Below are 14,181 nucleotides of genomic sequence, written 5' to 3' on the forward strand. Positions count from 1 at the left end.
CGGGCAGGGCCACGTTAGTGATAGTCGAATCCATCAGATCCATAACGAGAGCGACCATCAGAATGACCGTCGCCACCAACCGTTTGTTCACGTGCCCAGGAACTACCAGCGCACCGCTGGATCCCACCGAAGCTGAGCGCCACCCCTCACCAAATCGCTCTGGAAGTCCTCGAGAAGGGTCGGGTCTGACCGCACGGTCGACGGGGATACCCTGCGGTCGATGCAGAACGCTGCGAGGGCGCCGGCAGCCTCGCCGATAGACCATTCGACAGGCTGCAGCCGGTAGCTGCCGTTCGAGATGTGAGTCGTGCCGATGTTTTTCGCTGCGGGGAGGAGGTTCTGCACGCGCTGTGGGATCAGGGCGCCCAGCGGAATCTCGAACGGCTCGGGCAGTCCGCCCCCGCCGGGGTTTCCGCCCGTTGTCGCGTGTCGGTCGATCCAGTAGTAGTGACCGACCCCGACCGAGTCCTCATAGGATTCGGCGCCCTGTCCGTTCCGATGGTCCCGGTCGAAATCCTGTTGCACGATCGTGCGTTCGGCCACGATTCGTCGGGACTCCCGGAAGTACGGCACCATCGCGAAGCCGTCGGCGGTGCCGGTGATCTGGGGTGTCGTGCGCAGCCCCGGCCAGCCGGTGCCTCCGTCGGGCCGCGGGGCTTCGGTTTGCAGCCAGTAGAGCAGGGAGACGCTGAGATCCTTGGCTGCAGCCCAGTGGATGGGTGCATCGACCGAGCCAAACAGCGGCCCGCCGACGTAGTCGTTCATCGGCCAGTTCACGATGGTGATGTCGCTCGCGTATGCACCGCGCGTGAATTGTCGTCGCGCGGAGATGCGCCGGTAGTTCCACAGCTCCGGAGTTGCACCCATACGCCGATGGTCGACATCGATCTCGAAAGGATCGTCGTCGGGATTGACGTTCAGCTGGTAGACCCGGCTCTCCGAGTTGTGGTGCGCCGCGCGACGGAAGCCGAGCATCCGTTCGCCCAGCAGTTGCGGCGGCCTCCATTCGCGGAAGAAGCCGTAGTTGGCGGGGCGGTCGATGGTGTGATCCTCGCCCGCCCTGTGCTCCAGCGCGAAACACCAGGTTGCACTCTGCATGTCGAGGGGGTCGGAGGTACTGGCCGCTCCCGGCTCGCCGGTCTGACTCTGGCTCTCCCTGCCGCTCACGAACTCCACATCGGCGAGGGAGAGCAGGTCTCCGAGCTCCGTCGCATCCAGGATGTAAGGGGCCGTGAGATTCAGCACCGCTCCATCCCGATCGCGAACTTCGACCGAGGTGACGATGTCCCCCTCCGTGGTGGCGCTCAGTGGAATTGCCTCCAACATCACCCGTAGGCGACCGGAAGCCTCGAAGGGGCGAAGCATGTCGTGCATGACGGACACGATCACCTTGGGCTCCATGCTGACGGGGCTCACCCACCCCGCCCCGGGGTTCAGGAACGGGTCGGCATGAGCCCTCGGTACCAAGGGGAAGTAGCTGCGATAGTGCTCGCGAAGTCGTTGCCGGAACGTGGCATAGCTTTCGTTTCGGCCGGTGTGCTCGATTCGCCGATGTTCATCGCTGGGCACGAGCTGTGAGGTGAGCTGCCCCCCAAGCCACGGTGTGGGCTCGACCAGAATCACCGTCCGTCCGCGACGCAATGCCGCGAGAGCAGCGGAAAATCCACCTACGCCCCCGCCAATGATCAGAATATCCGCGCATTCAGTGGTCAACATCTACCTGCCTTGTTTTCGTAAAATCTCGGTAATCGTATTGTTTTTTTTCGAATAACGTCAAGTCTTTCTCGATATGTGTAAGGCCCCTAAGCTGGTGCGAGACCTACGGAATGGGGCCAGGATGCCAACAGATGCCGACCGGCGGCCCTCGCTCGCCGAGATAGCGGGCGAGGCGGGGGTGTCCATCTCCACGGTGTCGAAGGTGGTCAACGGCGCAGCGGATGTAGCCCCGGACACGCGCATCCGGGTAGAGAACGTGCTTCGCAAGAAGCGCTACCTCTCGCCAAAGCAGCGAGCCCGCAACGACATTGCGACAATAGTTCTCCTGATCACGAACTCCACGATGACGTCGCCTCACGCGGTCGAGATCCTGCGGGGGGTGATGCGAGCGGCTGAATCGAACAATCTCGAGCTCGTTCTCCTCAACCAGCCGGAGGAGAACCCGGACGCCAAGTGGTTCGAGCGCATCCGCCGCAACGGCCCGACTGCCGTGGTCGCCATGAAGTCGCGTCTCGGGGCGGAGGATCGGGAGCGTCTGCGCCAGCAGGGCATCCCGCTCGTAGAGGTCGATCCTTACCATGTGTCAGACCGCCAGACCTACAGCGTTGGCGCAACGAACTTCGCCGGCGGGCTGGCCGCTACTCAATACCTGTTGGATTTGGGCCACACCCGGATCGGATTCCTTGGAGGAGTCGCCGACACCCAGGCCTCTCTGGCGCGCAAGCACGGGTACTTGGCCGCGCTGTCTGGAGCGGGGATCGTGGCGGGCGATGATGTCGTTGAGCAGGGCGACTTCACCTACGAGTCGGGGCTCGCGGCGGCGCTGGAGATACTTCGCCGCAGCGCCCGGCCCACTGCGCTTTTCGCGGCTAGTGATGCGCAGGCAGCCGGGGTTCTCGAGGCGGCTCGTCTCCTCGGCCTCGCGGTGCCCGCCAACCTGAGCGTCATCGGCTTCGATGACCAGCTGGTCTCACGGATGACCGCACCGCGACTGACCACAGTGCGCCAACCTTCGGAGGAGATGGGGGTATACGCGGTCACCATCGCTCAGCAGCTCCTTCTGGGAAATCCGCCTGTAGTAGTCCACACCGACCTGGCGACGACCCTCATTGAGCGTGATTCGACGGGTCCCGCTAATAATCCCGATAAAAATAGTTGATATTCCCGACAGCCTTCGCTACCTTCAGCTAGGCGCGCTGCCCAGCGCGTGGTTTCTAAGTCCAAAGGAGTACTTAATTGCGCGCTTCCCGCACCAAGGTCGCCGCCCTCACGCTTACTGGTCTCATTGCAGCGTCGCTCACCGCCTGCGCTGGCGGTACCGCGCCGTCGGGACCAGTCGAGCTAACGATGGCGCTGTGGTCATCCAACGAGGGTCACCTTGCCCTTCTCCAGCAGATCGGTGACGCCTTCGTGGCCGAGCACCCCGACGAGGTGTCGTCCATCTCGTTCGAGCCCGTCACCAACCCCGACTACATCGCCGGCTTGACCACCCAGGTCGCCGGCGGTAACGTACCGGACCTCGCCTGGATCCCGGAGTCGAGTGCGCTCGAGTTCGTCAACGAGGGCATCCTTCACGACGTGAAGTCGACTCTCGAGTCTACGAGCGGCTACGACCTGAATGACATCCTCCCCGCTGCCATCGGCGGCTGGGAGGGCGATGACGGTGCGATCTACGCGTATCCGTTCTCGAACTCCCCATTCGGGCTCTACGTAAACAACGACCTTCTCGCAAAGGCGGGTCAGAGCGACATTGCCTCCATCGTCGGAACCGACGCCTACACGTGGCAGACAGTTGCCGACCTGGGCGCTGCCGTGCACACCGCGGTTGGTGCCGAGGGCCTGACGGTTCCCCAGTTCACCCCCACGAACTGGAGTGCCCTCACCATGCTCGGTACCAGTTGGGGTGCTGAGCCCTGGTCGGCCGACGGCAAGACCTGCGAGCTCAACTCGCCCGAGATGGTCGAGTACCTCAAGTGGTACCAGGATCAGGTCGCGCGTGGAGCCATGCCTGAGGTTACCGGCAGTATCGCCAGCCCCGCGTTCGCCGGTGGCAACGTGACGTTCGCGGTTGCGCAACTCAGCACCTCCGGTGCGCTCGACGACTCGTTGGACTGGACGTTCCTGCCCCTCCCGGCCGGACCGGCAGGCTACGCACCGATCATCGGCCAGGCAGGGGTGAGCGTGCTCGAGCGCAGCGCGAACCCCCAGCAGGCGTCCGATTTCCTGGCCTACCTCACCAACCCCGAGAACGCTGCGTTGCTCGCGCAGTTCTTCCCGCCGCCCCGTGAGTCGCTCCTGAATGTCGAGACGCTTCAGAAGGCGGCGCCGAAGCTCTCTGCCGAGGAGATCCAGTCCGTGATCATCGACGTCGTTCCGGATGCAACGGTCAAGGCCGCCAACCCGGTCCTGTCGCAGTTCACTGACAAGGTCCGAGCTGGCCTTGATCCGATCTGGACCGGGGGCGACGTCACGGAGGCCGTGACCGCAACCTGCGAGTCGATCTCGCCGATCATCGAAGGCTAAATAGTTGTCATCAGCTGATCTCAAGGCCCCACGCGACGGAGTCAGCCCAGCGCCAGCCCGACGGTCCCTCTACCGGGGGGACCGTTGGGTCGGCATGGCCTTCGTTGCACCGCAAGTACTCGGAGTCGTCGCGCTCGGGCTCGTCCCCTTCGCCTTCGTGATCTGGTACAGCCTCAACGAATGGCGGCCCCTGACCGGCGCCTTCAACTTCATCGGGCTCGACAATTACACCCAGCTCTTCAGCGACCCGACGTTCTATGCCTCGCTGTCTGCGAGCCTGCTATTCGGTGCGGCCCTGCTGGTCTTCAATCTCTCGATCGCAATGGTGCTCGCCGTTCTTCTCAACCAGCGACTGAGAGGAACATCGGCTTTTCGTACGATCATCTTCTCGCCGGTCGTCGTGTCGGTCGTCGCCTGGTCGATCGTATGGAGCTTCCTCCTCGCACCCAACGGCGGTATCAACGGGTTCCTCGCCATGATCGGAATCGATGGACCGAACTGGCTGGGAGAACCGGGAACGGCGCTGATCTCCGTCGTTGCCGTCCAGGTTTTCAAGGGCGTGGGTATGAACATGGTGCTGTTCCTTGCCGCCCTCCAAGGGGTTCCCGCAGAGATGAAGGAGGCTGCCCAACTCGATGGGGCAAATCCGTGGCGATCGTTCTGGTCGATCACGGTGCCGATGATCGCGCCGACAATCCTGCTGACGTGCATCCTCACCACGATCGGATCGCTGGAGGTTTTCGCGCCTGTGCAGCTGCTCACCGGCGGTGGCCCGGGCAACGCGACAAACGTCCTGCCGTACTTCCTATTCCGAACGGCCTTCGTCAGCCAGCAATTCGGATACGCGAGCGCAATTGGAGTTGTGCTCTTCGCGATCATCCTTGGGCTCACGCTGCTTCAGTGGTTCTCTCGTCGACGGTGGGTGCACGATGAGGTCTAAACGCGAAATCTCGGTCGCCGAGCCGAACCGGCATTCGACCGCCTCGAAAGTGGCGCTCTACATCATCCTTGCCGCCTCCTCGGTGCCCTTCCTCTACCCGACCCTGTGGATGTTCTTCTCGTCGTTCAAGCCGGCGAACGAGATCTTCATCCAGCCCCCCACGCTGCTCCCGCAGAACTGGACGATCGACGGGTTCGCCCAGATCTTCACCGCGCAACCTTTTGTGCAGCAGTACGGCAACTCGATCTACATCGCGGTGGTCGTAACGAGCGCTTCGATCCTGTTGTCGGCCATGGCGGGATACGCATTCGCGAGGATCGAGTTTCCGGGCAGGAACGCCCTCTTTGTGCTAATGCTCGCGGCCCTTATGGTGCCCACCGAAGTGACGATTATCCCGATCTTCACTGCCGTGAGCGCCCTTGGTCTAAACGATACGCACTGGCCGCTGATCATCCTTCCCACCCTTGGGCCGACGTCGGTCGTCTCGGTGTTCATCTTCAGGCAGCACTTCCTCTCGTTCCCCAAGGAATACGAGGAGGCGGCGCGGCTAGACGGGCTGGGCCGGGTTGGTATCTTCCTGCGCGTCGCGATGCCCCTCGCGAAGCCCGCCATCGCCGCCGTCGGGATCATGGCGTTCTTGAGATCGTTCAACATGTACTTCGAGGCGCTCATTTTCCTGCACACGCCAGAGAAGTTCACGTTGGGATTGGCGATTACCCGTTATCAGGACATCTACGGCGAGCCCATGTGGGCCACCCAGCTAGGGGCCGCATCGCTCACCGTGGTTCCGATCCTCGTGGTGTTCCTCTTTGCCCAGCGGCAGTTCGTCCAGGGCATGGCGCAAGTGGGGTTGAAGGGGTAACTAGCCGTGAAAAGAAGCGACAGGCCGGCCCCCGATTCTCGGGCTGGCAAGCTTCGCGGGTCGGCGGATCCGCAGCTTCCAGGCGAGCGGGATAATCCCGAGCGCGCGGGTCGGCCCCGATTCACCTTGAGGCCGGTTGGCCCCGTGCCGGTTGGCCCCGTGCCGGGCGCCAGCGCCGGGTTCATCCACCTGCAGTGGAAGAGCAGCCGAACCGGACCTGATCTGGACCCCATTAGATAGCTGTCGTTAATTATCGAGAACTAGTGCATTATTTCTCGCTAATACGATATCGTTCTCTGCAACGCCGCGTCGCCTCGAGGTCGCCACGGCCGTCGCCAACTCAATGAAGAGGGAGACCCATGAATATAGCCACTCGTACCAAGGGCATGACGCTGGCCGTGATCGCAGCTCTCGTCGCGGTGCTGCTGTCGGCGGCCCCCGCAGACAAGGCAGCCGCCGCGGACTCATTCGACGCCGTGCGTGATACCTGGAGCCAGATGCTCACCGGGGGCACGGCCTACGACCCCACCACTCCCGCCATCGCGGCACGACTGGGCGGCATCGACTCCGACGCGCAGGCGCGGTGGGACACTCTCGACATATCGCCATCACGGACCAGCCTGTGGTCCGATCTCGCCAGCTCGACGATCTCTTCCCACGTCACGAGCTCTTATGTGCGCATCCGGACCATGGCGCTGGCGTACGCGACTCACGGCTCCACGCTCGAAGGCAATACCGCACTGCGTACCGACATCCTCGGAGCGCTCGACTGGATGCAGGTGAATCGCTTCAACCTGACCAACACGAAGTACGACAACTGGTGGGATTGGGAGATCGGCGCACCGCTCGCCCTCAACGACACGATGGTCCTCATGTACCCCGACCTCACCGAGACCAAGATCACGCTGTACCAGGGAGCAGTGAATCGCTTCACGCCGTCGGTATCTATGACGGGTGCCAATCGCGCTTGGACGTCGCAGGTGGTGATGGGTGCGGGAGTGCTGCAGAAGTCGGATCCGAAACTCGTGAACGCGCGTGACGGCATGAGCCCCGTGTTCGACTACGTGACATCGGGCGACGGGTTCTACCGCGACGGGTCCTTTATCCAGCACGCAGTGCTCGCCTACACGGGCAGCTACGGCGCCGCCCTCCTCAAGACCGTCGCGGACGTCATGGTGGTACTGAACGGGTCGCCCTGGCAGATCGTCGATACTGACCAGCAGTACGTGTACGACTGGGTGTTCCGAGGGTTCGACCCCCTGATGGTCAACGGCGCTGTGATGGACATGGTGCGCGGCCGCGAGCTCTCCCGCTATTACTCGCAGGATCACGTCTCCGGCCAGGAGATCATCAGCGCGGTACTACGTCTCTCCCAGTCTGCGCCTTCGCCCACCTCGGCCCAGCTTAAGACGATCGTCAAGGGATGGGTGGCGGATGACACGTCACGCAACTTCCTCGAGTTCGCGAGCATCCAGTCCATCGTACGGATGCTCGCCATTCAGGCCGCGCCATCGGTGCCTACCCGCCCCCCGCTCACGGGTTCGTTCGTGTTCCCGGGCATGGATCGAGCCGCGTATCGCACGCAGGACTGGTCGGTGGGATTCAGCATGTTCTCAGCGCGTCAGGGTGCATATGAGAGCGGCAACGGCGAGAACCTCAAAGGATGGTTCACGAGCTACGGGCAGACCTATCTCTATAACGATGACCTCAACTACTACGGGGACGCCTACTGGCCGACGGTCGACCCGTACTACCTGCCCGGAACCACGGTGGCGTCGGTTGCCCGTTCCCTCGGGAGCGGATCGGCCTACCTCAACACCCGAGCCTGGGTCGGGGGTGCAACGGTCGCTGGTCAGTACAGCGCGATCGGGCAGTCCCTCGAGGATAACGCCAGAGCGAGCGACCTCGCCGCGAAGAAGTCCTGGTTCACAGTCGGCGGCCAGGTGATCGCGCTCGGAGCAGCAATCACCGCTACGACGGCCACTGAGGTGCACACTACTGTCGACAACAGGAAGCTGCTGAGCGGCAGCGCGAACGCCGTCTTCGCGAACGGTTCACCGGTCGGCTCGTCGGGGACTTGGTCGCAGCCCGTGACCGGCGTGCGTAGCCTCATGATCGCCGGAGCCCAGCAGTCGACGAACGTGGGCTACTACTTCCCGAATCCGACATCTATGCAGCTCAAGCAGGAGACCCGGTCGGGCGCGTGGAGTCAGATCGACTCGCGCACCAACACACCAACCGCGACGATTACCCGTCCCTATGCGACGGCGTCGATCACGCACGGGACGGCGCCGACGAACGCGAGCTACGCCTACGTCATGCTTCCCGGGCTGAGTGCTGCGCAGCTTGCCGGGTACACCGCGTTCCCGTCGATGCAGGTCATCGCCAACACGAGAGACCTGCAGGCGGTGCGCGACGTGTCGCGCGGCGTCGTCGCAGCGAACTTCTGGGCCGCGACTTCCCAGCAGGCCGGGATCATCACGAGCAACACCCGCGCGGCCGTCGTGGTGGAGGAGAAGAACGGCATGCTCTCCGTAGCCGTCGCAGACCCGACCCAGACAAACACCGGCACCATCCAGGTCGAGCTTGCGAAGTCTGCGACGGGCACCCTCACCGCCGATCCCCGGATCACCGTGACCCAACTCAGCCCGACCATCAAGCTCACGATCAACGTGAACGGGGCGAAAGGCGCCAACCTGCTCTCGAGCTTCCAGCTCACGAAGCCCACGTGGGATCTCCTGAGCGACGAGATGGGCGACTGGACCCAGGGCTGGACGCGATTCGGGGATTCCTCGACCGTGACGCAGTCCGCCGGATACGTCACGGTGGCCGACCCAACCACGAGCAGCAGGTCCATCAAGAAGATCGGATGGGTCGCCCCGACCGGTGCCTTCACCGTCGAAGCCCGTCTCCGCATGGTGCAGGGATCGGCCAGTCTGATCGCTCGAGGGCCCAACTACCTGGCTCGGATCATCCTGGTGTACGGGACGAGTGGCACGGTGCAGAACGCCCAGACATCGCCGACCCGCACGACGACCTTGAACACCACCATTGCCCACACCTACCGGCTGGTCATCAAGGCCGACCACACCTACGACCTCTATGTCGACGGTGTGCTCACCTGGGCCAACGCTCCGTCGCAGGGCTCCGGCACGGGCGACCTGGTGCTGGGAACTGACGCGACCCCGACGGGAACGTTCGATGTCGACAGCGTGCGCGCGGCGACGGGCGTGCCCGAGTGACCATCCGAATCCCCGCAGAAAAAGTTCCGTATGCTCACCGACCTCGATGAAACAGGTCGCTCCACCGTTGTTGATCCCGTCGACTTTGACGAGTTCTGGAACACCACCATCAAGGAAGCCGAGGAGCACGACCTTCACGTAGTCCTGGAACGGGCACAGGTCGGGCTCTCGACGGTCGACGTATTTGACGTGACCTTCTCCGGGTTCGGAGGGCACCGCATCCGTGGATGGCTCTACCTCCCCAAGTGGGTGACCGGGCCCCTGCCTGCCGTGGTGCAGTACCAGGGCTACGGCGAGGGGCGCGGGCATCCGTACAGATCGCTGCTGTGGTCCGCCGCAGGGTTCGCGCATCTGGTGATGGATTCGCGGGGGCAGGGAGCTGGGTACAGCCGGGGTGCCACCGGCGACCCCACCGGTCCGTCTGGTCCCACGCTCCCTGGTGTGCTGACCAACGGTATCGGAGATCCGCACGATTACTACTCCGGAGGCTGTTCACGGACGCCGTCAGGGCAGTGGATGTCATGAGGGCTTTGCCGGAGGTCGACCCTGAACGGGTCGCTGTGGTCGGCGGCAGCCAGGTCGGTGCCACCGCGCTGGCCGTGGCGGCCTTGCGTGACGATGTGCGGGCGGTGGTCGCCCACGTTCCCTTTCTCTGCGATATCCGGCGGGCGTCACGGATCACCGACGCCATGCCCTTCAAGGAGCTCGGGCGCTACCTCGCATCGCACCGCGACGAGATCGAGCAGGCCTTCGCCACGCTCGCCTACTTCGATGGCGTCTCCTTCGCGCGGCGGGTGACGGTGCCGGCCTTCCTCTCGGCCGGGCTCATGGATGCTACGTGCCCGCCGTCGACGGTGTTCGGCGCGTTCCATGAGCTTGTCGGACCGAAGGATATTGCCCTGTGGGAGTACAGCGGCCACGAGGGCGGCGGTCCCGACGATGACGAACGCGCGATACGCGCGATGAGAGAGGTGCTGGGATGATTCGCCGTGAACTCCATGAGGGCTGGTCGGTTCGCGCCGCAGGTGGTCCCGTCCCCGAAGACATCGCTACCCTCGACATTCCGGCTACCGTGCCGGGGGTGATCCACACTGACCTAATCGGGGCCGGACTGATCCCCGACCCGTTCGTCGGAGACAACGAGTACCGGCTGACCTGGATCGGACGCAGTCGTTGGCACTACCGGATGCAGTTCGACTGGAGTCCGGAAGGGTTCGAGCGCGTTGATCTCGCCTGCGACGGTCTGGACACGAGCGCGACGGTCCGCCTCAACGGTGTTGTGCTGGGCGTTGTCGCGAATTAGCATCGCCGATTCCGCTTCGACGTGCGCGGCAGCATCCGGTCGGGAGTCAACCTCCTGGAGGTGGAGTTCGACTCGGCGCTCGAGGTTGCTGAGGCCGAGCGCGACCGTCTCGGCCGACGCCCGGAGGTGTACCCACACCCGTTCGCGATGATCCGCAAGTCGGCCTGCAACTTCGGTTGGGACTGGGGGCCAGACATCGTGACCGCGGGGATCTGGCGCCCCATCGCTCTCGAAAGCTGGTCGGGCACCCGAATCGACGCGGTGCGCGTCTCGGCACGCGCCGACCGTACCGCAACGGTGTCGGTCGACCTCGAAGGAGACGGGGAGTTCACGGTCAGCCTCGCGGGCAGGATCGTCTCCGGGAGGGGGTCCGTCGAGATCGCGGTGCCCGAAGCTGAGCTGTGGTGGCCCCGATCCCACGGCGCCCAACCCCTCTTCGAAGTCGTGGTGGAGACGGACGGGGACAGCCTGACCCAGCGGGTCGGGTTCCGTTCCGTCACGATTGACAGCACCGACGGTGCGTTCGGCGTGCGGGTCAACGGCGAGCCGGTCTACATTCGAGGCGCGAACTGGATTCCCGACGACCCCTTCCCGAGCAACATGAATCGGGGGAGGTACGCCACGCGGATCACGGATGCTACAGAGGCCAACATCAACCTGCTGCGGGTATGGGGCGGCGGCATCTACGAGTCCGACGATTTCTACGCCGAGTGCGACGAGCGAGGCGTACTTGTGTGGCAGGACTTCCTGTTCGCCTGCGCGGCGTATCCCGAAGAACAGCCCTTGTGGGGCGAAGTGACCGCGGAAGTCGAGGATGCCATCGACCGCCTGGCGTCGCATCCGTCGCTCGTCGTCTGGAATGGTGCGAACGAGAACTTCTGGGAGTACGTCGACTTCGGGTGGGCCGAGGAACTGGGAGACCTGACGTGGGGCGAGGGGTACTACCTGTCGCTGCTCCCGGGGCTCGTCGCCCGGCTCGATCCCGATCGACCGTACGTGCCGAACAGTCCATTCTCATGGGATGCGTCCCACGATCCCAACGATCCGAGCGACGCGCTCGTGCACATCTGGGACGTCTGGAACGAGGTCGACTACACGGCCTATGCGGCCTACTCGCCGCGATTCGTCTCCGAGTTCGGGTTTCAGGGGCCGCCTGCGTGGTCGACCCTTACCCGCGCAGTGCGAGACGAGCCGCTTGCCCCGGATGGGCCGGAACTCATGGTGCACCAGAAGGCAAAAGATGGGCAGGCCAAGCTCCTTCGCGGCCTCGCGCCGCACCTGCCCCAGCCCCGTGACTTCGTGGACTGGCACTGGGCCACACAGTTGAACCAGGCTCGAGCAATGCGATTCGGAATCCATCATTTCCGCTCGCTTGCCCCGTTCAACCAAGGAACCATCATGTGGCAGCTGAACGATTGCTGGCCCGTGGTGTCGTGGTCGGCGGTGGATGGCGACGGCATCCGAAAGCCGCTGTGGTATGCGATGCGTGCGGCCTACGCCGATCGCATCGCGATCATCGTGGGAGACGAGGTGGTCGTCATCAACGATGCCCCCGAGCTGCTCGACACTCAGATGCAGATCGGCGATGAGAGCGTGCGCGTGCGCGTGCCTGCGCGGTCGGCCGTGCGGCTGCCCGCGCCGGCGGGCGCCCTGGTTGTTCGGGGTACGGGCGTCGAGGGCGACATTCGTCTCGCGGGCGAACCCGCGGAGGTCGGACTGAACTGGCCGGCATACCAAGCCATGGCCGCGGCGACGCCGTCCGGATACGCGGTAACGGTAACCGCATTCGCTCTGACCATCGACCTGTGCCTCCTCGCCGACCGCCTGGACGAGGCTGCCCAGGTGGATCGGGGGATGGTCTCACTCACGCCGGGAGAGTCGATCACATTTGCCGTCACGACTGAGGCAGCACTGGACCTGGAGGCGCTGATAGGGATTCCCATACTGCGGAGCGCCAACGATCTATTCCGCTGAGACGGCTCACCCGGCGGCGGCCTTCGCCGGATCCGATCCGCCCCCGGGGCAGTGGCGCGGCCGGGTAGGCGTTGGCGTTGAGGACAGTGCCTCAGCTGCAGGGCTCTACAGGTGGCGAGAGGCAGCTCAGGGCCAACACTCTCTGCGTCGGCCGAGCGGGAGCTCGCGCGTCGCGCGAAACACAAGCTCACCGTCCTTCGACACGTCGAGGAAGTCATGGGCAGCGTCTCGGCCACCTGCTGGTATTACGGCATCAGTAGGCAGGCGTAGTACGGGTGGTCGAGAGGCGTCGAGGCCGAAAGCGTTGAAGGGCTTCGGGGCCGTTCCAGCGCCCCGCACTACTCGCCGAGAGCAACGCAGGTGAAGGTCGTGGAGAAGATCCTGTGGTTGCGTTAGCGGTACCCCTTCGGGCCGCAGAAGATCGCGATGTATTGAAAGCGGTACCACGACATCACCATCAGCTCGTCGAGCGTGTGGCGCATCCTGAAGAAGGTCTTGCACCATCTGTCTCCCGTGTGTACCCAAAAACGGGATGATGCCGTGTGAGACGTGTTTCCCGGTGCCTCGGGGCGCGAAACGTCGGCCCCGATGAGGAATCAGTGACCCTGCTAAGGTGCAGAACCCGTAAGGGTTCCGAGGGTTCAAATCCCTCCGTCTCCGCCATGTTAGTCACGTTGAAACCCCCGGCAAGCGAAAGCTGCCCGGGGGTTTGTTTTGTCCCTCTTGAGCATGCGCCGTGGTCTTTATTTCCGCCCCTGTCACGCCGTGTCGCGGGCTTTGCGCCGGTCCGTGCCCAGCTGCGCCAGTCCGGTCACGGCGGCCACGGTCGGCCAGTTCTCCGCCCATCTCGATGTTCATAGTCTCTTGAGTGGGATGCTGACCATCGTCGCCTCCGAGGTCGATCGCGATCCTGTTAAAGGGGAAGGTCATGAGGGCGACGGGAATAGCGATCGGAACACCTTTCAAAGTAGCTGCATGGGTTCGGGACAGAGGCCCCGGGCCCACACCTCACCGCAAGGCTCAGATGAGTCCGGCTCTGGATGGCTTTGGACTGCATATCTGAGCTTTCGGAGTGGTCAGCTCTGGCGCGACGCTTTCGCGGATCGGATCCAAGCAATGGTTTCACAAAGTGTTTCCTTGAGGCCCCGATGTTGACGCCACTCACGCCAAGTGAGAGCGATGACGACAAAGTCCAAGATTGTTAAGAGCGCTACGCCGATGGAAGGCTTCACCACGAAGCCGACGCTCTGAACGATGGCCAAGATGCCAAGCGCTCCGATTGCCCATGGATAGATTTTCGTAGCGCCAACGATGAGGGAAATGACAATTGCGAGCTTTACGACGCCGTGGATCAGTAAAAATAGTGAAATAAAAAATGCCCCTTGTCCCCCCAACTGATGTGCTCCTTTGATGAGGAGATTTGCAATGATGTCATGGGGGTCTTCAAGGAGCTCGCCACCTGTCAGGCTGTGAGCAACCGATGTAAGCCCGCTTGGTGACAGGAATAGAAGAAGCACGCCGCCGATGAGTTCAACGAGTCCGTCAAGGCCTTTGAAGAAAACCCCGACGAGAAAGACGACGTCCAAAATGTGGTCGCGGCGGCTCAAGATCATCACGTCAA

Annotated in this window: 7 protein-coding genes and 2 pseudogenes; 7 read left to right on the forward strand and 2 right to left on the reverse strand. The window is 63.4% G+C overall.

Going from position 1 to position 14,181, the window contains the following annotated elements:
- Positions 1–102 precede the first annotated feature (102 nt).
- Positions 103–1,716: an FAD-dependent oxidoreductase gene (locus tag ABIB56_RS15665; protein WP_354570160.1), complete on the reverse strand. Its 1,614-nt coding sequence runs from the start codon at positions 1,714–1,716 to the stop codon at positions 103–105.
- Positions 1,717–1,837: 121 nt separating this feature from the next.
- Between ABIB56_RS15665 and ABIB56_RS15670 the strand changes: the two genes are divergently transcribed.
- The 7 genes and pseudogenes from ABIB56_RS15670 (at position 1,838) to ABIB56_RS15705 (ending at position 12,560) form a co-directional block, all read left to right on the forward strand.
- On the forward strand, positions 1,838–2,875 hold the full coding sequence (locus ABIB56_RS15670; protein ID WP_354570161.1) for a LacI family DNA-binding transcriptional regulator: 1,038 nt from the start codon (positions 1,838–1,840) through the stop codon (positions 2,873–2,875).
- Positions 2,876–2,952: 77 nt separating this feature from the next.
- The gene (locus ABIB56_RS15675) at positions 2,953–4,239 is read left to right on the forward strand and encodes an ABC transporter substrate-binding protein (RefSeq protein WP_354570162.1); all 1,287 of its coding nucleotides are present in this window, start codon (positions 2,953–2,955) and stop codon (positions 4,237–4,239) included.
- Positions 4,240–4,333: 94 nt separating this feature from the next.
- Positions 4,334–5,179, forward strand: a complete 846-nt coding sequence (locus ABIB56_RS15680; RefSeq protein ID WP_354570163.1) for a carbohydrate ABC transporter permease — start codon at positions 4,334–4,336, stop codon at positions 5,177–5,179.
- A 49-nt stretch (positions 5,180–5,228) separates the two neighbouring features.
- Positions 5,229–6,041 carry a carbohydrate ABC transporter permease gene (locus tag ABIB56_RS15685; protein WP_354570164.1) on the forward strand — a complete coding sequence of 271 codons (813 nt, stop codon included), beginning with the start codon at positions 5,229–5,231 and terminating at the stop codon, positions 6,039–6,041.
- Positions 6,042–6,400: 359 nt separating this feature from the next.
- Positions 6,401–9,283 (forward strand): polysaccharide lyase 8 family protein, encoded by a 2,883-nt coding sequence (locus ABIB56_RS15690; protein WP_354570165.1) that lies wholly within the window; start codon positions 6,401–6,403, stop codon positions 9,281–9,283.
- Positions 9,284–9,313: 30 nt separating this feature from the next.
- A pseudogene (locus ABIB56_RS15695) lies at positions 9,314–10,266 on the forward strand (acetylxylan esterase).
- Positions 10,263–12,560: pseudogene (locus tag ABIB56_RS15705) on the forward strand (glycoside hydrolase family 2 protein). The pseudogenes ABIB56_RS15695 and ABIB56_RS15705 overlap by 4 nt, the downstream one beginning before the upstream one ends.
- A gap of 1,076 nt (positions 12,561–13,636) precedes the next feature.
- Here ABIB56_RS15705 and ABIB56_RS15715 read toward each other — a convergent pair.
- A complete protein-coding gene (locus tag ABIB56_RS15715) occupies positions 13,637–14,173 on the reverse strand; it encodes a DUF2127 domain-containing protein (RefSeq protein ID WP_354570168.1) in 537 nt (178 codons plus the stop codon).
- Between the last annotated feature and the right edge of the window lie 8 nt (positions 14,174–14,181).

The sequence above is a fragment of the Glaciihabitans sp. UYNi722 genome (genome assembly GCF_040549465.1).
Taxonomy (GTDB): Bacteria; Actinomycetota; Actinomycetes; order Actinomycetales; family Microbacteriaceae; genus Lacisediminihabitans.

Coding starts and splice junctions, on each gene's coding strand:
- ABIB56_RS15665 (WP_354570160.1), bottom strand. CDS start 1,716: ATGTTGACCACTGAATGCGCGGATATTCTGATCATTGGCGGGGGCGTA.
- ABIB56_RS15670 (WP_354570161.1), top strand. CDS start 1,838: ATGCCAACAGATGCCGACCGGCGGCCCTCGCTCGCCGAGATAGCGGGC.
- ABIB56_RS15680 (WP_354570163.1), top strand. CDS start 4,334: ATGGCCTTCGTTGCACCGCAAGTACTCGGAGTCGTCGCGCTCGGGCTC.
- ABIB56_RS15690 (WP_354570165.1), top strand. CDS start 6,401: ATGAATATAGCCACTCGTACCAAGGGCATGACGCTGGCCGTGATCGCA.
- ABIB56_RS15715 (WP_354570168.1), bottom strand. CDS start 14,173: ATGATCTTGAGCCGCCGCGACCACATTTTGGACGTCGTCTTTCTCGTC.